The following is an 18,804-nucleotide window of genomic DNA, read 5'->3' on the forward strand; positions in this document are numbered from 1 at the left end:
CCACCTGATCGGCCGGGGCCTCCAACTCGCCGGAGGCCCCGGCCTTCTGTCACCCTGGATGCTACGAGTGTCTGGAGGGGGACATGAGTACGTCGGAGCAGACGGCATGGGTACCACCGCACTGGGTGAAGTGGCTGGCCTGGAAGATCCATCGCGGGATCTACAACGCCAGCGGCGGCCGGCTCGGCCTGTCGCTGCCGAAGGACCGCGAGCACTACGGCACCCTGCGGCTCACCGTGCCCGGCCGGCGCACCGGTCAGCCGCGCAGCGTGATCCTCGGGTACTTCGAGGACGGGCCGAACCTGGTCACAATGGCCATGAACGGCTGGGAAGAACCGGAGCCCGCCTGGTGGCTCAACCTGCAGGCGCACCCGGACGCCGAGGTCGTGGTCGCGGACGGGAAGCGGTCGGTGCGCGGCCGCGCCGCGCAGGGCGAGGAGCGGGACCGGTTGTGGGCACGCTGGCAGCAGATCGACAAGAAGCTGGACGCCTGGGCCGCGCGGCGCTCCAAACCGACCCAGGTGGTGGTGCTCGAACCGCGCTAGTCGTGCAGCAGGCCGGCGTCGTGGACCAGGAGGGCGATCTGGACGCGGTTGTTCAGGTCCAGTTTGGTGAGGATGCGGGAGACGTGCGTCTTCACGGTGGGCACGCTCAGGTAGAGCGTCGCGCTGATCTCGGCGTTCGACTTGCCCTCGCCGACGGCGACCGCGATCTCGCGTTCGCGGTCGTTCAGGTCCGCGAGCCGGGCGCCGGCCCTGGCCTTGCGGTCGTCCTGGCCGGCGTCGGCGACGCGGGTGATCAGCCGTTTCGTGACCGCCGGTGAGAGGACGGGCTGGCCGGCCGCGATCCGGCGTACCGACTCCACGATCTCCGCGGGCGGGGTGTCCTTCAGGATGAACCCGGCGGCGCCGGCCCGGAGGGCCCGCAGTACGTGCTCGTCGGCGTCGAAGGTGGTGAGGATGACGACCTCGGGCGCGCCCGGGCGCCGCCGTACCGTCTCGGTCGCGGTCAGGCCGTCGGTGCCGGGCATCCGGATGTCCATCAGGACCACGTCCGGCGCGAGCCGGTCGATCAGCCCCTGCACGCCGGACCCGTCACCGGCCTCACCGACCACCCGGAGGTCCTCGGCGCCGCCCAGCATCAACTTCAGCCCGGCCCGCAACAACGGATCGTCGTCGACGATCAGCACCCGAATACTCATCCACGTCCTCGCTTCGCTGCGGGCGCGGATGAGGCACAAGATGGGCTGTGCTTGATGGTGACCTCGCTTCGCTCGCTCACGGGGGCCACGGTAGCCAGGCGAGGAGGCGGAAGTCGCCTTCGGGGGTGCGGCCGTGTTCGACGCGGCCCTCGACCAGGGCGGCGCGTTCGCTCAATCCCTTCAGTCCCTGGCCGTCGCCGCGCCGGCGGTTCGGCGCCGGGTTGCGCAGCTCGACGGACAATCCGTTGCCCGGGGCACCGGTCACGCTGATCGTCACGGGTTCGCCCGGCGCGTGCTTGACCGCGTTGGTGAGACCTTCCTGCACGATCCGGTACGCCGTACGCCCGACGTGCTCCGGCAGCGCACCGGGCGCATCGAGCGTCAGCTCGACCGGAATGCCCGCCGCCCGGGAGCCCTCCACCAGCGCGGGCAGATCGGCGAACGCGGGCTGCGGCAGGTCGCCGACAGGGGCCCGCAGTACGCCGATCACCTCCCGGAGGTCCTGCAGCGCCTGGTGCGCGCTCGCCCGGATGATCTCCGCCGCGCCGGCGACCTCCTCGGTGGACGCGTCCGGACGGTACGCCAGTGCGCCGGCGTGGACGCTCAGCAGTGACAGCCGATGCCCGAGTACGTCGTGCATCTCGCGGGCGATCTCCTCGCGGGCTCTGAGCTGGGCCTGCTCGGCCTGCAACGTCGCCACGGTCTCCGCCCGATCGGCGCGGTCGCGCAGCGTCTGCAGGAGCTGTCGCCGCGAGCGGATGTAGAAGCCCCAGCCGGCCATGGCGGCGTACAAGGTGATGCCGATGATGAGCTGCGTCTTCCAGTCGTCCTTGTGCCGCACCTGGAGGTAGCTGAGCGTGGCCGCGCAGTTGACCGCGAAGACCCAGATCGAGGTCTGCCACGGCTTGTGGATGGCGACTGTCATGGTCAGCACCAGCACCGGCCCGGCCGCGGCGTCGGAGTACACCGAGACCGCAGCCGCGAGAAGCGCCAGCGGGACGGTCCAACAGCGCCGGAACCACAGGGCGAGGCACAGCACCATCCCCGACCAGAAGTCGACCGCGAGCAGCGTCCGCGACACCGGGTCGGACTCACCCTCGCTGTAGGCGAGCAGCCCGATCAGGACCGCCAGCACGAACGACACGCTGTCCACGACCCAGTTACGGGCGGTACGACGCGGTTCGCTCATGGCATGAATGTAGCGGTGAGTAAGCGATCTCCGGGGCGTTTGCGGGTGTCCGGATACCGAAGTCGGTGCGGTTCGGTACTTAGGTCGACGGTAGGTTGCCGGGCATGAGTCAGCTCGCAGTCACCGTCATCGGCCCGGACCGCCCGGGCATCATCGCCGATGTCACCGAGGCCCTCGCCGGTACCGGCGTCAACCTCGAGGACTCCACGATGACGCTGCTGCGCGGGCACTTCGCGATGATGATCGTCTGCGCCGGCCCGTACGACGAGGTGGAGGCGGCGCTCGAGCCGCTGCGCGGCGAGCTGGTCATCACGGTCCGGACGATGGGCCCCGAGCACGAACACGCGCCGATCGGCGCGCCGTACATGCTGAGCGTGCACGGCGCCGACCGGCCCGGGATCGTGGCGGCCGTGACCCGGATGATCGCGTCCGCCGGCGGCACGATCACCGACCTGACGACCCGGCTGAGCGGTGGCCTGTACGTGCTGACCGCCGAGGTCGAGCTGCCGCCGACCGCCGAGCTCGAGACGCTGAGCCGGGCGCTCGAGATCACCGCCGAGGAGCTCGGGGTGGGCGTCACGCTGCGCCCGGCCGAGAGCGACGAACTGTGATCACTGACTGGTCACCTGCCCGGCTTGACGTGGCGGGCAACATTCTGGAGGTCGTCCGGGCCCCGCACCCGGTGCTGGCGACGGAAGGCGCTCTCGTCGACCCGCTCGATCCGGAGATGATCCAGCTCGCCGCGGACCTCGTCGCGACCATGCGGGTCTCCCCCGGCTGCGTCGGCCTGGCCGCGCCGCAGGTCGGCGTCGCGGCGCAGATGTTCTCGCTCGACGTCACCGATCACCCGAAGACCCGCACCTGCCACGGCGTCTTCGTCCTGTGCAACGCCGTCGTCGTCGAAGCCTCCCGCAACGAGAAGGCCCGCGAAGGCTGCATGTCCGTCCCCGACTTCACCGGCGACGTCAAACGCGCCACGCGGCTCACCGTCACCGGAGTCCTCCCCGGTACGACGGAACAGCTCACCATCACCACCGACGCCTTCGAGGCCCGCGCCCTCCAGCACGAGATCGACCACTGCAACGGCAAACTCTTCCTCGACCAAGTAGCCGGCGCCCACGCCGTGTACCCCCGAAAGGTCTACCAGTAACGAGTACTCTCATCCCGAGCCTCCAGCCCGGGTGGCGGAACGGCAGACGCAGCGAGCTTAAACCTCGCGGCCCTCACAGGCATACGGGTTCGAATCCCGTCCCGGGCACTCTGATCTGACCTGCATAGATAGGCGGTCAGTAATATAAGCCAGAGCTTCTCGAGCCTGGTGATGGTTGCACCAGCGGTTGCAGTTGCCCTCTGAATCACGCCCACAGAGCCTTTCCGATCTTCGCCGCCGCGTCCTCGGCGAGCTTGCTCGTCACATGCGTGTAGCGCTTGGTCACAGCCAAGGTGGAGTGCCCGAGGATCTCCTGCACGACGCGGATGTCTACGCCCTGCTCCAACAGCAGCGTTGCCGCCGTGTGTCGTGCGTCATGAGGACGACCGTCGCGAAGGCCGGCCGCCCGAAGCATGCTCTTGAACTCGGCCCAGTCGCGCCGCGGATTGATCGGTCGCCCGGTCGGGCCGGCAAAGACTAAGTCCCAGTCTTCCCACAGCTCCCCCGCCGCGAGTCGTTCCGCCGACTGTGCGGCCTTCTGGGCCCGCAACTGGGGAATCAGTTCCTCCGGTAGTGCGCTCCATCTGGTCTTCCCACCCTTCGGCGGCCGGAACTCCCATTCGCCGCCCTGTCTCTCTGGGCAGTACCGAGCATGCTTTGCACATCCGGCGATGCAGTTCTTCGTGTGGCGACTCTTTGCGCACCCGCGTGGATCGGCGCAGCCATGCGAGAACCGCTTCCGCTTCAGTTGCCACACCTGAATGCGCCGCTTCTCCAGGTCGAGGTACTTCCAGCGCATACCGAGCGCCTCAGACTGCCGATACCCAAGTGCGAACGCCACTGACCACCGCGCGCCGTTCCGCATTCCGACAGACTGCTGAAGGATCGCCCGTGCTTCCTCCTGCGCGAACGCTTCGATTTCGGCGTCACGGTGCTTCGGCGCATCAATCAGCGTGGCGACGTTGACGCTGATGATCTTCCGACGAACCGCCATTTTGAGGCATCGGCTGATCTGCTGATGAACCATGAGAACAGACTTGCTCGCCAACCCGGCATCGGCGATCTCGATGTAGAGAGCGTCCAGGTGCTCCGGCTTCAGTCGGTCGAGGCGATGCCGGCCGATTCGTGGAATCACCCAGTTCTCGAGCCGAGGACGGTAGACGGACTCGATCGTGGATTCGCTCGCGGTTCGGGGAGCGATGTCTGACAGCCAGGTTCGAATCCACTGAGCGACGGTCGGCACCTTCCCGGCGACGGCCACAACGCCTTCGGCACGCTGCCGTTCGAGCTCCTTGACCTTGTTGGTTACCTCCGTCCTCGTCTTCCCGCGCCGGTGCCGTCGATCCGGCTTGCCGTTCGCCTTGATGCCGACCGTCACCCAGCCATGCCAGACGCCGTCAGCGTCCTCGTAGATCGATGACCTACCGTTGGCGTTACGCGCCATTTGGATCTCCTCCCCTCTAAGCCGCGGTTGATTCGAGCTTCTTGGCGTACTCGCGCAACGCATCCACCGGCACGCGACGCGAGCGACCGATCAGCACCGAACTGACCTCGCCCTTAGCGATCAGATCGAACATCCGAGTCCTGCCGATGCGAAGCGCGGCAGCGGCCTCCTCGACCGTCAGGAAGATCTGAATGTCGGTCATGTCTGAACCTCCTTTCGTTGACGCTTACGTGTCACTAGATGTTGCTCTCGGCAAGTAGCTCCTTGACGAGACGCCGATGCTCGCGCGCTTTGGCCGCAGCAGTGTTGGCGAGGAGTGCGTCGCCGATGGTCTTCCAGCCGGTTCCGGCGTAGGTGAAGTTGCCGACGATGAGGGTGGTCTCTACGTCGTCGGTGTGGTCCTTCGTGCGGTGGTGGTCGCGTCGCCAGTTCGCGCGTGCCTCACGGAGCGCTTTGAGGGTGGTGGAGTACTGGCGGGACTTGGTGGAGAAGTGGCCGCCGAAGCCGAGCATGTGCGCCCATCGCTGGAGTCGCCGGTAGGAGAGGCGTCCGGAATTCTTGACGGCTTCGGCTTCGTCGAGGTCGGAGCCGGGGCGTCCGAGTCGCCAGCAGGCGTCGACCAATCGGCCGGCATGGCTGTGGTGATTGGCGTAGCGGTGGACGGTGGCATTGGTGAGCCGCGCGGAGGAGTGCCCGGTGGCTTCGGCGCCCTTGGTGGCGTACTTGGCGAGGTACCCAGCCACCGCAGTGTCGGTGATCGCGCCGTCGACCGCGAGCCGGACTGGGCGCAGGTCGAGTTGGGTGCCCCACTCGATGAGCCAGCCTTCGGGCCGATCGGGGTGCGGGAGGGACCGAAACCGGGTGGATGCAGCGGCGCGGCGTACCGCGTCAGCGAGCATGCTGAAGGTCGCGGCACAGGCAGGCGGCTCGATCACGCCGGGATCGAGTGGGTTGACGCCGTCGAGGCGCATGAGCGCGTGGAAGTGGGCTACTCCCCTGGCCTGCATCTCGGCGACCTTGCCGTAGGAGAGCTTGACCGTCGCCCCGTGCTTCTTGGCTTCGGCGCGGAGGATCTCTTTGGCGCGGTCCATGGTGCGTCGCCACAACTCGCCCGAGAGGGCGTTCCAGACGACCTGGTGGTCGTGGTCGTAGCAGTCCAGGCACAGCGGGGTGCCGAGGATCTTCTCGCCGTCGCGGTGGGTCTGGTGGCAGCGCAGGTCGACGCCGTGGGGGCAGAGGTCAGGTTCGCGGCGGGGGCGACAGGCCCGGTTCCTGATGGTCCAGGTCTGGCCGTCACGGGTGCGGACCGAGCGGGTGCCGTGCACGGGCCCGAAGGTGGGGGCGGTGAAGGTGACGAATGCGGACGGATGCTGCGCGACGGTGGCGGGGATGCCCTTGCCGCCCTGGAGACCGGCCAGGACGAGTTGGTAGGTGTCGCCGCGGTAGGTCTCTGCACACGAAGGGCAGACGGCGGCGCGGCGGTTGCCGCAGGCCTTGTAGATGACGCGGTCGGGCATGTCGTCGGTGTGCCGGGTGGAGATGATCCGTCCGGTGCGTTCGGACACCACGTGTGCTTCGCCGCGCAACTGGATAGGGCGGACGCAGCCGCCCGCCGATCCGGTGTGCTCGATCCAGGCGGTGTAGTCCGCGGTTTGGGCTGCGCGTTGGACGGCGTGCTCGACGGCTGAGGCGGGGTTGTAGCGCCTACCAGCGTCGGGGCGGGGCAGGAGCGGTTTGAGTGCAATGAGCGGTTCCTGGAGGCCGCCGAGAACGTCGTGCGGGTGGTTGTGGGTGGTGGTCATCGTCGGTCCTCCTTTCGGAACGTTTTGGTGTCGCTTTGGGGGGCCACCGGTTGATTAAGGCCGCCCCTGTTGAGTCCGGGCCCGGGTGAGGTGTGGTCCAGGTCCCGGCGTTCAGTCCAGTAGCGCCGGGGCCGTCCGGGTTGACGCGTACGTGTCAGGCCAGCGGCGGGGGTGCGATCTCGAAGTCCGGGGTGCCGAACAGGTGGTAGCCGCAGCCGATGCAGTAGCGGCCGACAACCTGGTAGGGCTCGGGGTCGGTGGAGGGGTTGATCATGACGACCAGCGCGTAGTCGTCGCCGGGCTCGAGGACGGTGGGGCACCAGTCGTGGCCGCCGAGGTGGTCATTGGCGACCCAGTCGCACAGGAACTCGACGTCGGCGATCGCCCGGTGGGCGGTGATGTTGGCGTAGGCGTTGATGTCAACGGTGGTCACTGCTGTGTCCCTTCGGTGGTCTGGATGTGTTCGGTGTTCGGTGTTCGCCCTCGCCTCCGGGACCTGGTGGGTTCCGGAGACGGGAGCCAGCAACGAACGGATTCGGTGACTGGGATTACTCGTCGGCCACGAAGGCGGCTTCGCAGACGCCGCAGGTGATGTCTCCCTCTTCGAGGACCTGCTTGGCGACGCGGATACGCCGGGGGCACTGGCATGCGCACGCGATGGCGTTGTTGTTGTTCTTCGTGGAAGTGCCGGCCACCATCTCGGGGTGGCGGTAGGCGATGAGCGCCTTCTTCAAGTCGATCAGGACGCTCTTGTAGGTGGCGGCTGTCTCGGTGCGGAGCGTGCAGGGCGACCACCCGATGCGGGGATCCTTGGTGCTGTCGAGGCCGAGCTCGGAGGCGAGTGCAGCGAACTTCTGGTTGTGCCACCGGCCCTGACGACTGGTGTCCTTGATCCCGCGGACGTCGGCCAGAGCGTGCGCGGCTTCGTGGAGCAGGGTCGTGAAGACCTCTTCGACGGGCCGTTTGAGTCCTTCACCAGAGATGAGGACTTCGGCCAGGGCTTGTTCGCCGTGCTGCCAGCGACCGGCTGCGAAGTGCCCGTACTTGGCCTGCTTGGTGGCAGTGCCGGAACCGACGATGATCACGACGGCAGGCACTTCGGTGTGGTTGATGCGGATCGCCGCCCAGGCTCCTTCGAGCGCGGAGACCAGTTCAGCGGTGGTGTACTCGTCTTGACGCTTACGTGTCAGCCGCGCCTTCGGTGACAGACCCGTTCCACTTCGAGCCTTGGGAGCCGTGGTCTTCTTGGCTCGCTTGATCGTGACCGAGACGGCCGGGTGACTGCCGCCGGTGCTGAGTTCCTTCAGCTTGTTGCGGACCGCGATGAGCGAGGCGTAGCCAGTAGCTCTGCCGCCCTCGGTGGCCCGGACGTGATCCATCTGCTTCTGTACGGCGTTGAGCGCCGCTGTGGGACTGCCCGCGTAGGTGGCGGTGGTCTTGGTGACCATCCATCCGTCGATACCTGTGAGGGCCGTTGTGTTGTGGATGGTGAGGCCGGTGAGCTTGGTCGTGGTGGCCGGCCTTTCTGGCTGGAGAGTTGGCACTGTGACCGGAGTGGCCGAGTGTGTGGTTGCGATGTGCATCAGTTGTCTCCGATCCACGTCGTGCGGAAGTTCTGGATGCGGGTCTTGATGTCGAAGACCTCACCGAACAGGTCGAGGGCCTTGCCGTACTCGGGGTCATCGATCACGACGTTTTCGTCGGTGGTGCCGAGTCGTTGTTCGGCTTCGACGCGGATGTCTTCGCAGTGGTCGAGGACATCGCTGAACACGGCGTACATGGCTTGATCGAGTCGCCGGTAGCGAGCTGCCAGCTTCGCCGGGGTCGGCTTGCGGACGGTGCTCATGACTGATCCACCGCCTCGTTCTGTCCGCTCGTCTCGGTGCCCTGCGGGGTGACGACCGGGCGGATCTCGGTGATGTGCCGTTGGCAGAGGAACGGTAGGTTTTCGTAGCCGAGGAAGACGAACCACCAGTGCGTGTCGCACTGGCCGAGGATTCGTCCCTGGTACCAGGCCCACGCGGGGTCGCGGTAGGTCACGGGGATATCGCCGCCGCGGTCCATGTCCCCGTATGGGGTCCAGACCTTGGTGCCTTCGGGCAGTCGCCCATCGTTGGGGATGAGTGCGCCGATGTCTTCGAGCCCTTGTTTCCAGGACTCGAACCGTGCCGATCGGTCGGTGTTCATGGCTGGTCCTCCGTCCAGTCGTTGGGGATGTAGACCTGGTCCTGGTTCCAGGTGTCGGTCTTGGTGGCGTGGTCGACGAGGTGTTCTTCGAGGAGTGCGCGTGCCTCGTAGAGCGCGTCGATGAGTTTGCTCAGCGCGGTCACGGAGCCGGTGATGAGCTCGAGCTCGATCGGGGTGTTGCCGAGGTCGATCGCGACCAGCGGGGTTTCGCCGTTGCAGGCGAGGTTGATGCCGGCCACCGAGTTGTCGGTGAACTCATAGCCGATGAACATCCGGTCGTCGCGTTCGCCGCCGTTGGCGTCGTAGTACGTGGTCATGACGCCTCCTTGGTGACGTAAGCGCGTTGCCAGTTGCCGTTGTGGGCTTGGCCGTTGCGCAGGGCGGACCAGCACACGCCGCAGCGATGGGGTTGGTCGGGTGAGTAAGCGAAGGCTCCGCAGTCGTGGAGCCAGCCGGTGTTGCCGTCCTTGTCGCGGACGCGAGTGAAGGCGTCGGCGGGGACGGGTTTGATGGTGATCATGCGGCCCTCCGGAGGTGAGCGGCGCGGCGGACGATCTGGTTGATTTGCTCGTCTTCGAGCAGCGCGGTCTTGATGCGGCGCGGGAATCCGCCTTCGGCGCGGAGCAATCCGACGCCCAGTGCTTCGGGTTCGATGTCCACGGCGGTGTGGCCCTGCTTGGCCCAGCCGGTGCCGAGGATGATGTCCGAACTGGAATCGGTGGCGCAGCGGAACGCGAGCCGGTAGCCGAACAGGTCGCGTAGCGAGGTCGGGACGATGTCAGCGCTGGGGCGCTGGGTGGATGCGACGGTGATGATGCCCGCGGCGCGGCCGCGAGCGACGACGTCACGCACGAGGACGCGGAACTCTTCCTGCTCTTCCTTGGTGCCTACGGTGACGGTGAAGTACGCCAACTCGTCGACGCACAGGAGCTTGGCGCGGAAGCCGTCGCCAGCGACGATCTTCTTGCGGCCCGTGCGGGCCAGGTGCAGGTAGCGCTCGTCCAAGTCGCCCTGGAGACCGCGCAGGACGCGGAGGGCCTTGGGCATGTCGTTGCCGACGAACTCCTTCGCGACCGGCGCGTACGGCAGCAGTTCAACGATCTTGCCGTCGATCAGGATGAGATCCACGTCGATGCATAGTGCGGCGTGGGCGACGATGTTGCCTTGGGCTACGGATTTGCCCGCGCCGGGTTCACCGCCGATGAGGATGTTGCGGTACGGCATGCCGACGCGAACGGGCTTGCCGCGTGTGTCGAGACCTAGGTAGGTCGGGTTGTAGATGGACAGGGCACCCTTGGGTGCGGGGGCGGCCCCCGGCGTGAGCCGGGGGAACACCGATTTCGGGTTGAAGCTAGACATAGTCGGACACGTCTTCTCCGTTGGCGCCCAAGATCACCGTCTGGCTGTCGTTGGTGGCAGCGGTGGTCTTGGTCTTGGAAGTTCGAGTGCGGGTCTCACCGGTCGTGTCGGCACTGCCGGACTTGGCCGGCGGCCGCGCGGTGGACTCGTTGGGGGCGCTGTCGGTGGTGTCGGGCGTGAGGAAGGCCATGACAGCGTCGTCGGCGACTGCCGCTTCGGGCATGTCGCTGGTGTCGTTGAGCAGTGGTGAGGTGATGTGAGTCTTCGACAGCGGGTCGCGGCGGTTGATCTCGATGCGCACGACAGCGGCGTTGCGCTTGGACCGGGCGATGACTGCTGAGCGTGCCCAGCAGGCCGACGCGATGGTTTCGGCCTTGTTGTCGAGGTCTTCCATCGACAGGCCGGGACGCATCCACAGCCAGACGATCTGGCCGGTCTTGGTGGACAGGCATCCGAAGATGAACGGCAGATTCCCTGAGTAGTTCAGGGTCCGCATCTCAACCAGGCAGGCGCGCAGCCGATGCCTTGTGATCACGCACCAGATCCGGTTCAGGACGAACCGGCGTGCCGGGTTGTCGGTGACGATCCAGCCACAGAGGACGATGATCAGCAGGGCGTTGAGCCACAGCGGGTTCGACTGGAAGTAGCCGGTGATCGCCTCGCCGTGGGCGATGGTGACGTAGGCGAGGCTGGCCAGGACGAGCAATTCCCAGCGCCAGCGCCAGACCGCGAGCAGAACCTTGACCGGTGTCGACTGAGACGGCCGGATGATGGTTTCGATGGTTCCGGTGGCGGTGCTTCCGCGTCCTGCTCGACGTGTCGAGCGCGCGCGGGTAGATTTGGACATGACAAGACCTCCCGATCAGGGGGTTGAGTCAGGAAAGACACGAAGCCGGGAACGGTTTCCTAGGCCATGAGCCCGACTTCGCGTCTCGATTCCAGGGAGCGGCCCTTTCGAGGGCCGTTCTTGGTTTCCAGCGGTTGTGCTAGCGGTTGTTGATGGTGTCGATCAGCGTTGACACGTAAGCGTCAACCGCGGTGGCTTCCATCGGGGAAGCCGACTTCCACACCAGCAACGCGTAATCGCGTGCGGTGTATAGATCACGACGCCGATTCTCGGCCTCGCGGTACATCTCCAGCAGTTGCCAGAACGCGTCAGACGCGTAAACGGCATGCACCTCGCGATGGTCGGTCACGACCGGTTCGGCGACCTGCAGGCCGCGCACGAGGGCGGTTTCGAGGTAGGTCAGCACCATCTCGATCTCGATGATTTCGTTGCACTTGGCCACGTACTCGGCCCGTGCCTGATTCGCTGTGACGGTTCGGTCTTCCATCGGTTGCGACATGACTACCCCCTAGCTGAGCAGTGCACGAATCACGGGAACGAGTGGAGAACTACTTCGCAGAACCCGACGCGGCGTTGAGGCTCTTGGCCTTGAACGCGACACCGTTCCGCCCGTTGGTGGCCCACGGCATGGCCTCCAGCTCGACCGGCACGACAACGGAGCCAACGTTGACCTTCGGCATGGCATTGCCCGCCAGAGTCACGTTGATCACCTCGCCGCCCGTCTCGTCGAGCGCCATCACCTGAACCGACCAGAGCAGCTCGTTGGTGTTCCGGTCAGCCTTCTGCCGGCCGTTCTGGTCCTTCTTCTCCTCCACACCCTTGGTGACCGTGAACGTCTTGCCCGTGGTGTCGATGTTCAGCTTCATCAGGAATCGCCCCTTCTAGGCGTCCGACCCGCTCCCGTTGAGCGAGTGTTCTAGTTCAGATACTAGAACACCTACCAGCTATCGACAAGCACTGACTGCAACTAATTGATGACCGACTGTTGACGCTTAAGTGTCAACGGGAGACGCGCGTGGGAGAGTCCCCGAGTCGACCTCGGTAGGTCACACGTCCGAAGGTGATGCTTTCGCCGTACTCCAGGACCTCGCCGGTGTCGTCGTAGATCCAGTTCCGCCCGAGCATTATGAGGGCACCCTCGTCCAGGCCCAGTCTCTCTGCTTGCTCAGCGGTAGCGGCTGCTGGCTCGAACTGGTCCTGCCAAGCGTCGACCTCGCGCTTCAGGATGTTCGCGATATAGGCGAACGTGCCTTCCTTGATGCGCTCCCTGCTCAGCAACAGCGGCGCTTTCTCCGCCAGGTGCCCGCGGTAGTACGAGGTCGATGCGGAGGTCGGCTTGTCGTCTGACCGATAGGTCGTCCGAACGCGGCGAATCACAGGGGCGCCGAGCTTCAGACCTAATGCGTCGGCAACCTGTTCCGACGCTTCGGCAATGCCAGCTTCAGTGATCTTCGCGTAGCTACCGGTGGGATAGATCTTGCCGGTACGTCGAGAGTTGTCGACGCGATCGTTGGCGGCTCGACCGCGCTCTTCCTCGGTCGTGACGATGCTTCCGACGCCGCGCTCAGGTTTGATGTACCCCTCGGCGCGCAGGGTCGATAGCGCGCGCTGGGCAGTAGCGATCGCCACGCCGTAGTCCCGCATCAGTGACCGCACGGACGGCACCAAGTCGCCGGCCTGCAACTCACCACTGGAGATCCGAGTGCGAATCTCGGTGGCGATCTGCTGATACGGCGGAGCGGGACGCTCCAGCTTCGGGGGCATCGCTAGGCCTCGAACTCTCTAGTCGGTGTTCTAGAACACCGCCAGCATAGATGGAACACCTAGCAGCGGTCTAGTAATCGTCCCGCGCGTTGATCGGGTCAATACCGCCGTACCCTGTCGCGGCGACAGAACGGGCGATCTCGGCGTCGTGCGGATCCGGCTCGACGCCCTGCGCCTTGGCAGCGATCAGGCGCTTGTGCACCCTCTGGATCTCTAGCGCGTCGCGCAGACGCGCTTCCGAAATCTCTTCCCAGGTGGCCATCGTCATTCCCACTTCAGACCCGTGATGCGTTCGTACATGGCAACGTAGCGAGCCCGTGTCTCCTCAACGACCGCGGGAGGGATCTCAGGCCCCGGAGGCGTCTTGTCCCACGTTCCGAGGTCCCGAGCCCAGTCCCGCACGAACTGCTTGTCGTACGAGATCTGCCGCTGTCCCGGCTTCCAGTCCTCGTCGCGCCAGTACCTCGAGGAATCCGAGGTCAGAACCTCATCCGCGAGCACGAGAGTTCCGTCCTTCGCGAGGCCAAACTCAAACTTCGTGTCCGCGAGGTGGACCCCGCGACCTTCCGTGATCGCCGTAGCGCGCTTGAAGAGCTCTAGCGTCTTCTCCTTCAGAGTTTCCGCGAGCTCCGGCCCTACCGCCTCCGAGACCTCATTGAAGGTCATCGGCTCGTCGTGCCCATCCTCAGGAGCCGTCTTGGTCGTCGGCGTGAACACCGGCTCCGGAAGCCTGTCACCTTCGAGAAGTCCAGGGGCGATCTCAACACCAGAGATCTTCCCAGTCTCCCGATAGGCGTCCCAGCCGAGGCCGGCCAAGTAGCCGCGGGCGATGCACTCGACCTGGACGATGTCCACTTGCTGGCACCGAACCGCACGACCCTCGAACTCAGCCGGCACATCGGTCGCCGAGATGACATGGTTCGGCATCACGTCCGCCAACTGCTCGAACCACCACAGCGACAGACTCGTCAGCAACTTCCCCTTGTCAGGGATCGGCGTCGGCAGCACCACGTCATAGACCGACACCCGATCAGTCGCAACCAGGATCACCTCCCCCGGGCGATCGCTGTACACATCCCGAACCTTGCCCCGATGCAGCAGCTCCACTTGCACTGTTCTAGCACACCTCAGCTCGGAAGCCGATGGCGACCCCAAAGCGAGTCCTCGTCCTTCGCGGTTGCCGGCCGATCGGATCGAGGCTCGATTCAACGCGCCCGGGGACCGTCGTCGTACGGGTGGTCTCAGCAGATTGACGTGAGGTAACGGGGGATTGCGACACTAGTCGCTCGACTGCAGCGGCAATCCCAAGCTTGCTTCGTGATCCTCCAGACTTTGGTTGCCAAAAGCGAGAAGAAAATCGAGGCGTTGGCCTAGAAGCTCAATCAATTCGCCGGGAAGCTCCGTCTCACGCTCAAGCAACGAGGAGATAAAGCTTATCCACTGATCTGGCTGACGAGTCTGATCCGTCGCCGCGTGAAGGCTCGCCAACAAGACCGGGAATCCTTGGGCACTCGGCCAAGTCAGGATCAGTGATCGCAGCCGATCCCAGTCGTCAGCAGAAGATGGAGATCGTAGACAGAACAGTCCTACACCAGCAACTTGCGCGTCAGGAGAGTTCGAGCGCAATAGTTGGCGATGGAGATCAGCAAAGCCTTTGAACTTCGGTTCTACGAGCGGCCCCTCCTCCGCTTCTGCAAGGCGCGTCCACACCATCCAGATCAGCATCAACCGTGCACCCCTAGTACGGGTGCTTGAACTGCCGGCTGTCGCTATCGGCAGGAGGCGCGATAATATCGCGCGGAATACCGGGTTACCTCCTTCAATACCCAGGTACCCCTCGCGAGTGAATGGTATCTCTGCAACCTTCGCCAGACCACGGGACAACAGCTTTTCGGAAATTTCGGTAGGTTCCGCAAGACGCCTGCATAACACCCAGGCGACCAGGTCCAGATCTCGACCCTTGGTCTGGACCGAGAGCAAATAAGTGAGAATCGAATCGAGCGCCTCGATCGGAATACGCCGGCGCCCATAGGCAAGCAGGCGGCGGATTAGCATTCGTTTCGGCCTAGTCATGACCGAGTTCTCGCGAATATGATCAACGATTGCCATGAATGCAGCGGGCTCCAACCGCAAGACATGGCGACCGCTGATCCCGTACGGCACATAGTCAACCAGGGCGGCGCCGACGGCCGACTCGAGATCGCGACGACCGGTAGGCAGAGCAAGAACCAGCTCAGGCTCAGCGTGCTCGCGGCGCATCGACTGCGGGAACGCAGTGTTTCGGTCCTTAACCCACGCCAGGACGCCTTGCAAACCACCGTACTTACCCAGTATCGCAGCAGCGCTCGCAATCACGTCAGGGTCGCCCGTACTGTGTCCCGCCCGGTAATAGTCCAGCGCAGGAGAGACATTCAGCGGAGAAAACTCCATCAAATCCTGCAGCGAATCACCGTCGAACTTCTGATAGTAGTCCCCGAACTGCTTAATCGACCGGGGGCTGACCTCCCCGAGGAGGAAGTGCAATAGCCAGAACAATCCAACAACGGTGGGCCCAACCGGCCCGACCGAGAGAACGAATCTATCTATATCGCCAGATTTGACGAGAGGCGGCAATTGGGCCGCTGCGGCTTCCAGTACACGCTGATCAGCATTGGTACCGGCAACACGACCACGACGCATCTGATTACTGAACGCATTAAACCCTGCGACCACTGAAGCGGCGTGCATCTGAACATCCAAAGGGCGTTCGGGCCACGAGGACGCCATCGTCTCCATCGCCGCATCACGATGCCGCTCGCCAATCGGAACGATCAGTCGGGTATGAGCAACACTTTCCATAACTCCAGCAAGGCGCGACTCCGTCACCCCTGCTCTTGAAAGCCAATCCAATCGGGTTCGCGTTACATTCCAAAGGTTTGACCGACATGCCAGTCCGAGCTGTTCGTCGTCGAGCTGATCTGCTACTTCGCGGACTGTATCTCCGATCATTTCTGGTGGGATACTACTCCCCACGATCCTGGACAGCATTTCAACACGATCTTTCGGAGACTCTGTAATCCTTCGGACGAGCATCCGAACGACTTCGTTGTCAGGACGTGTCTCTTTCACAACAGATAGAAAATTTACGAGGCGTTCTGGCGAGAGCGATGTGACTGCATCTTCGAAGATGGGCACGACGTGATCGCGTAGGTCTTCCAACGGGAGCCGCCGTAGCAGATCGGCTACCGCCTTTAAGCCACTGGCGGCCAGAGGCCTATGCAGAACCTCCAATCCTACTTCGAGCAGGCTACGCTGCAGCCGTCGATTCGGTCCGAACGCCCGATCCGCGGCAAGTTCCAAAGCCAGGTAGCTTCCTCGACGTACGAAGCGATCATGACCCTCCCTGTCGATGGATCGGCAAACCTCAATGACATTTGACGCCTCGCCTGGATAATTGCGGCCAACACGGCCAGCAAAGAACAGGGCACTGTTTCGCCAATGGGCCGCGGTCGCTATCGCCTCGAAACGTTGGTAACGTTGAGCAGTATCGAGTGATGTATCTGCAAGGTGACACGCAGCAAAGAACTCTTGAATAGACCTGAGTTCGAATCCAAAAACATCGGCCGGTGATTCAACGATGAGAACCAGGCGTTCGCCGGCATCTTGCGTGATTGCTCGAAGCTCACGGCGACGCGCGTCGGCGGGTGAGTACGGATCATGAGCCTTGAGAAACGTCTCGACCAGTTTGATATAGCCAGGACGCTCCAACGCCGCACTCATGGCCGTCGCCCGAGTTGCCTCTTCATGCAAGACGTACCCGAGGTACTTGTGCAACCCAATCAAGAGTTCTTTTTCAGACTGGATAATATTGCGACCCTTTGCCGTTTCACGCTTGTAGATGACTTCCAGATACTCGTTAAACAACGCCTCGCGCTGACGAGGAGGCGTTCCTCCGGCAGAAATAATCAGCACAAGAATCGTTACCTGGAGCGGAGTATTCATCAACAATTGAACCTGAGGGTCGGCCAGACACTCAGTTATATTCTCACGTAATCTCGAAGATTTGCCAGCATCCAAGTTTCGCGCGCGTATCCATTTCTCTACATAGTCGCGAACCTGATCAGGCTCGAGCGTGACGAGCCTGAAGTGAAGGTGTGTCGATGGGTCGAACTGCTCCAAATATCCAGTTGGACGAGTGGTTGCCAACACCTGCACGTCCGCCTTCAACACTGTCTCACATTTTAGGGAGAATTCTCCAAGCCGATCGAGCAAGCGCTTCCGAAGATTTGGATCTGTTACTTCATCCAGCCCGTCCAAAATTAGCAAGATTGGGTTTTCTCTTATAACTCTGTGCAACTCACTAACAGAAATCTCACGTGCAGAGACCGCGCGGACTTGTTCCGCGATAAACATATCAAGCGTGTCCGCGTCCGATGCTGGCAGATTCTGACTCCGCTCAGCCAACCACTGCCCAAAGTCTCGCAGGACAATTCGAAATGGAATGCGAGGAAGTACCGGGAAATATCTTTCATCAGTGGTTATGTCTTCGAGCCGCCCCAGAAGGTTAGCTCGATGCAACTGCGCGACATACTGACCGACTGTCGACTTGCCCTCGCCGGGACCGCCGACCACAACTGCGCGCGTTACCTTGTCAGAAACGAGCAGGCGAGCCATCGCTACCCTGTCACCACTACGGCCCTGCCCATAGGACTCTTCCACTACTGCTCGGAGTTGCCCTTTCAAACTAGCTCCAGCGGAGATTGGCTGTGCGTCCAGCTCGAAGAAGACCTCCTGCAAACGTACGGGCTCTTCTGATACGTCACCCGCCTGGTCTAGCTGAGCGTTTTCCTCACGGCCGTACAAGACCTGCAAGTAGGCTCGAATGGTGGTAGCAGTCTCATCAAGTTGCTTGTTGTGAGTCTCAAGCAATGCGGCAATAAGATCACCGGGAACGATGAACTCCAGATATGCCGTGCGGACTCCGGCATATTTCTCGAGTAACCGAGAGACATCATCTGCCCCCCAAATCGCACAGTTCTTGATCGAGTCTTCGTACTTAAGGAAGATCTTATCAACCTTGTCGTGCGTGCCGGATCCGGCCACGGCCGAAAGTGGAACATTCGTGATCAAGATGTAATTGTCGCACGGCATTTTGTATTTATTGACGATCTTGTCTAGCTCCGCGTCAAGTTCGCGAAGAATCGTCTTTCGGGCATTGGCTGTCCCGACCAAATCCAAATTGTGAAACTTAGCTTGGAAGATCCACTCTCCCGACCATTGCTCATTGGCCGACGGATAGGGAGCCGTCCCAGAGAAGGTGGCCTCTCGGCCGCCATCACGACCTGCGCCGAAGGTAGTCGTCCCACTGCCGATAGCCTCCTTCAGCAATGCCTGCACCATCCGCTCGAACTCGCCGTCTCCCAGGGAGTTCAGGCGGTACTGGGGCATGCTTCCTCCGAAGGTGTTGGCTGGCCAAATGGGCCAGCAGAGTTGCGGACTTGTCGGCCTAATTGTGGTGAAGGCTGCGACCGCATTCAAGTAGTAGAGCGTCAACCTGACAAATTTCTCTACGTCTTCAAGACGGGCCCCCTCCAGGGCCCGAAAGCGCGCCGCCACCACAGGGCGGGCCGCCTGCCCGCCGCTCCGCTTCGCTGCGCTCTGGACGCGTCCCTTGGCTTGGCGCGCACGTGCCAAAGGGTGCCTGGCCGAAGACAGCAGAACCCGCCGTCAACGCTCGGCACCCTGCGGATGCACCACGCGCCGGAATGCCGGCCATCGCTTCCGGCCAGCTTGCCCCGCCATCGCCTGCCTGCCATGGGCTCCCGCATCGCCCCGCTAGCAATCATAGAAGGGACGGTCCGGCACGGCACGCGTCAAGGGCG

22 protein-coding genes and 1 tRNA gene are annotated in these 18,804 nt (G+C 63.5%); 4 read left to right on the top strand and 19 right to left on the bottom strand.

Translation table 11 applies throughout. From position 1 onward, the window contains the following. The first annotated feature begins 83 nt into the window (after window positions 1-83). Entirely contained in the window at window positions 84-545 is a 462-nt protein-coding gene (locus AB0I12_RS08685) for a nitroreductase/quinone reductase family protein (RefSeq protein ID WP_359926562.1), read from the top strand. On the opposite strand, the gene AB0I12_RS08690 is transcribed toward AB0I12_RS08685, so the two are convergent. Next, complete coding sequence (locus tag AB0I12_RS08690) at window positions 542-1,201, bottom strand: response regulator transcription factor (RefSeq protein ID WP_359926564.1); 660 nt, start codon at window positions 1,199-1,201, stop codon at window positions 542-544. The two genes, AB0I12_RS08685 and AB0I12_RS08690, sit on opposite strands and share 4 nt — an antisense overlap. A gap of 76 nt (window positions 1,202-1,277) precedes the next feature. Beyond that, on the bottom strand, window positions 1,278-2,390 hold the full coding sequence (locus AB0I12_RS08695) for a histidine kinase (protein ID WP_359926567.1): 1,113 nt from the start codon (window positions 2,388-2,390) through the stop codon (window positions 1,278-1,280). A gap of 104 nt (window positions 2,391-2,494) precedes the next feature. On the opposite strand from AB0I12_RS08695, the gene AB0I12_RS08700 reads away from it, so the two are divergent. The 3 genes from AB0I12_RS08700 (at window position 2,495) to AB0I12_RS08710 (ending at window position 3,648) form a co-directional block, all read left to right on the top strand. Further along, window positions 2,495-3,001: an ACT domain-containing protein gene (locus AB0I12_RS08700; RefSeq protein WP_359926569.1), complete on the top strand. Its 507-nt coding sequence runs from the start codon at window positions 2,495-2,497 to the stop codon at window positions 2,999-3,001. Then, complete coding sequence (def, locus tag AB0I12_RS08705) at window positions 2,998-3,540, top strand: peptide deformylase (protein ID WP_359926571.1); 543 nt, start codon at window positions 2,998-3,000, stop codon at window positions 3,538-3,540. Before AB0I12_RS08700 ends, def begins: the two co-directional genes overlap by 4 nt. Before the next feature lie 25 nt (window positions 3,541-3,565). Beyond that, a tRNA-Leu gene (locus tag AB0I12_RS08710) sits at window positions 3,566-3,648 on the top strand. Window positions 3,649-3,745: 97 nt separating this feature from the next. Here AB0I12_RS08710 and AB0I12_RS08715 read toward each other — a convergent pair. The 17 genes from AB0I12_RS08715 to AB0I12_RS08795 form a co-directional block, all read right to left on the bottom strand. Further along, on the bottom strand, window positions 3,746-4,984 hold the full coding sequence (locus AB0I12_RS08715) for a tyrosine-type recombinase/integrase (protein WP_359926574.1): 1,239 nt from the start codon (window positions 4,982-4,984) through the stop codon (window positions 3,746-3,748). Window positions 4,985-5,000: 16 nt separating this feature from the next. Continuing rightward, window positions 5,001-5,186: a helix-turn-helix domain-containing protein gene (locus AB0I12_RS08720; protein WP_359926576.1), complete on the bottom strand. Its 186-nt coding sequence runs from the start codon at window positions 5,184-5,186 to the stop codon at window positions 5,001-5,003. Window positions 5,187-5,220: 34 nt separating this feature from the next. Continuing rightward, on the bottom strand, window positions 5,221-6,786 hold the full coding sequence (locus AB0I12_RS08725; RefSeq protein ID WP_359926579.1) for a replication initiator: 1,566 nt from the start codon (window positions 6,784-6,786) through the stop codon (window positions 5,221-5,223). 154 nt (window positions 6,787-6,940) lie between these two features. Then, window positions 6,941-7,219 (bottom strand): hypothetical protein, encoded by a 279-nt coding sequence (locus AB0I12_RS08730; protein ID WP_359926582.1) that lies wholly within the window; start codon window positions 7,217-7,219, stop codon window positions 6,941-6,943. Window positions 7,220-7,334: 115 nt separating this feature from the next. After that, window positions 7,335-8,234, bottom strand: coding sequence for a hypothetical protein (locus tag AB0I12_RS08735; RefSeq protein WP_359926584.1), 900 nt, complete (start codon window positions 8,232-8,234; stop codon window positions 7,335-7,337). Window positions 8,235-8,368: 134 nt separating this feature from the next. Further along, complete coding sequence (locus AB0I12_RS08740) at window positions 8,369-8,632, bottom strand: hypothetical protein (RefSeq protein WP_359926587.1); 264 nt, start codon at window positions 8,630-8,632, stop codon at window positions 8,369-8,371. Beyond that, window positions 8,629-8,973 (bottom strand): hypothetical protein, encoded by a 345-nt coding sequence (locus AB0I12_RS08745; RefSeq protein WP_359926590.1) that lies wholly within the window; start codon window positions 8,971-8,973, stop codon window positions 8,629-8,631. Before AB0I12_RS08745 ends, AB0I12_RS08740 begins: the two co-directional genes overlap by 4 nt. After that, the gene (locus tag AB0I12_RS08750; protein ID WP_359926593.1) at window positions 8,970-9,290 is read right to left on the bottom strand and encodes a hypothetical protein; all 321 of its coding nucleotides are present in this window, start codon (window positions 9,288-9,290) and stop codon (window positions 8,970-8,972) included. Before AB0I12_RS08750 ends, AB0I12_RS08745 begins: the two co-directional genes overlap by 4 nt. Continuing rightward, entirely contained in the window at window positions 9,287-9,493 is a 207-nt protein-coding gene (locus AB0I12_RS08755; RefSeq protein WP_359926596.1) for a hypothetical protein, read from the bottom strand. Before AB0I12_RS08755 ends, AB0I12_RS08750 begins: the two co-directional genes overlap by 4 nt. After that, window positions 9,490-10,332: an FtsK/SpoIIIE domain-containing protein gene (locus AB0I12_RS08760; RefSeq protein WP_359926598.1), complete on the bottom strand. Its 843-nt coding sequence runs from the start codon at window positions 10,330-10,332 to the stop codon at window positions 9,490-9,492. The genes AB0I12_RS08755 and AB0I12_RS08760 overlap by 4 nt, the downstream gene beginning before the upstream one ends. Then, entirely contained in the window at window positions 10,325-11,179 is an 855-nt protein-coding gene (locus AB0I12_RS08765; protein ID WP_359926601.1) for a hypothetical protein, read from the bottom strand. The genes AB0I12_RS08760 and AB0I12_RS08765 overlap by 8 nt, the downstream gene beginning before the upstream one ends. Window positions 11,180-11,318: 139 nt before the next feature. Further along, the gene (locus AB0I12_RS08770; RefSeq protein WP_359926603.1) at window positions 11,319-11,678 is read right to left on the bottom strand and encodes a hypothetical protein; all 360 of its coding nucleotides are present in this window, start codon (window positions 11,676-11,678) and stop codon (window positions 11,319-11,321) included. A 49-nt stretch (window positions 11,679-11,727) separates the two neighbouring features. Beyond that, entirely contained in the window at window positions 11,728-12,045 is a 318-nt protein-coding gene (locus tag AB0I12_RS08775) for a hypothetical protein (RefSeq protein ID WP_359926606.1), read from the bottom strand. Between the two features lie 133 nt (window positions 12,046-12,178). Further along, entirely contained in the window at window positions 12,179-12,943 is a 765-nt protein-coding gene (locus AB0I12_RS08780; protein ID WP_359926608.1) for a GntR family transcriptional regulator, read from the bottom strand. A 70-nt stretch (window positions 12,944-13,013) separates the two neighbouring features. Further along, window positions 13,014-13,205 carry a hypothetical protein gene (locus AB0I12_RS08785; protein WP_359926611.1) on the bottom strand — a complete coding sequence of 64 codons (192 nt, stop codon included), beginning with the start codon at window positions 13,203-13,205 and terminating at the stop codon, window positions 13,014-13,016. Window positions 13,206-13,207: 2 nt separating this feature from the next. Next, window positions 13,208-14,050 (bottom strand): phosphoribosylaminoimidazolesuccinocarboxamide synthase, encoded by an 843-nt coding sequence (locus AB0I12_RS08790; RefSeq protein ID WP_359926613.1) that lies wholly within the window; start codon window positions 14,048-14,050, stop codon window positions 13,208-13,210. A 171-nt stretch (window positions 14,051-14,221) separates the two neighbouring features. Beyond that, complete coding sequence (locus AB0I12_RS08795; protein WP_359926615.1) at window positions 14,222-18,370, bottom strand: hypothetical protein; 4,149 nt, start codon at window positions 18,368-18,370, stop codon at window positions 14,222-14,224. Between the last annotated feature and the right edge of the window lie 434 nt (window positions 18,371-18,804).

This window comes from Kribbella sp. NPDC050459, from assembly GCF_040655315.1.
Taxonomy (GTDB): Bacteria; Actinomycetota; Actinomycetes; order Propionibacteriales; family Kribbellaceae; genus Kribbella.

Excerpts from the sequence above, each read along its gene's own strand:
- AB0I12_RS08775 (WP_359926606.1), bottom strand. The coding sequence starts at position 12,045 with ATGAAGCTGAACATCGACACCACGGGCAAGACGTTCACGGTCACCAAG.
- AB0I12_RS08740 (WP_359926587.1), bottom strand. The coding sequence starts at position 8,632 with ATGAGCACCGTCCGCAAGCCGACCCCGGCGAAGCTGGCAGCTCGCTAC.
- AB0I12_RS08725 (WP_359926579.1), bottom strand. The coding sequence starts at position 6,786 with ATGACCACCACCCACAACCACCCGCACGACGTTCTCGGCGGCCTCCAG.
- AB0I12_RS08770 (WP_359926603.1), bottom strand. The coding sequence starts at position 11,678 with ATGTCGCAACCGATGGAAGACCGAACCGTCACAGCGAATCAGGCACGG.
- AB0I12_RS08690 (WP_359926564.1), bottom strand. The coding sequence starts at position 1,201 with ATGAGTATTCGGGTGCTGATCGTCGACGACGATCCGTTGTTGCGGGCC.
- AB0I12_RS08720 (WP_359926576.1), bottom strand. The coding sequence starts at position 5,186 with ATGACCGACATTCAGATCTTCCTGACGGTCGAGGAGGCCGCTGCCGCG.
- AB0I12_RS08765 (WP_359926601.1), bottom strand. The coding sequence starts at position 11,179 with ATGTCCAAATCTACCCGCGCGCGCTCGACACGTCGAGCAGGACGCGGA.
- AB0I12_RS08795 (WP_359926615.1), bottom strand. The coding sequence starts at position 18,370 with ATGCCCCAGTACCGCCTGAACTCCCTGGGAGACGGCGAGTTCGAGCGG.
- AB0I12_RS08760 (WP_359926598.1), bottom strand. The coding sequence starts at position 10,332 with ATGTCTAGCTTCAACCCGAAATCGGTGTTCCCCCGGCTCACGCCGGGG.
- AB0I12_RS08750 (WP_359926593.1), bottom strand. The coding sequence starts at position 9,290 with ATGACCACGTACTACGACGCCAACGGCGGCGAACGCGACGACCGGATG.
- AB0I12_RS08685 (WP_359926562.1), top strand. The coding sequence starts at position 84 with ATGAGTACGTCGGAGCAGACGGCATGGGTACCACCGCACTGGGTGAAG.
- AB0I12_RS08715 (WP_359926574.1), bottom strand. The coding sequence starts at position 4,984 with ATGGCGCGTAACGCCAACGGTAGGTCATCGATCTACGAGGACGCTGAC.
- AB0I12_RS08745 (WP_359926590.1), bottom strand. The coding sequence starts at position 8,973 with ATGAACACCGACCGATCGGCACGGTTCGAGTCCTGGAAACAAGGGCTC.
- AB0I12_RS08695 (WP_359926567.1), bottom strand. The coding sequence starts at position 2,390 with ATGAGCGAACCGCGTCGTACCGCCCGTAACTGGGTCGTGGACAGCGTG.
- AB0I12_RS08755 (WP_359926596.1), bottom strand. The coding sequence starts at position 9,493 with ATGATCACCATCAAACCCGTCCCCGCCGACGCCTTCACTCGCGTCCGC.
- AB0I12_RS08780 (WP_359926608.1), bottom strand. The coding sequence starts at position 12,943 with ATGCCCCCGAAGCTGGAGCGTCCCGCTCCGCCGTATCAGCAGATCGCC.
- AB0I12_RS08700 (WP_359926569.1), top strand. The coding sequence starts at position 2,495 with ATGAGTCAGCTCGCAGTCACCGTCATCGGCCCGGACCGCCCGGGCATC.
- AB0I12_RS08785 (WP_359926611.1), bottom strand. The coding sequence starts at position 13,205 with ATGGCCACCTGGGAAGAGATTTCGGAAGCGCGTCTGCGCGACGCGCTA.
- AB0I12_RS08735 (WP_359926584.1), bottom strand. The coding sequence starts at position 8,234 with ATGGTCACCAAGACCACCGCCACCTACGCGGGCAGTCCCACAGCGGCG.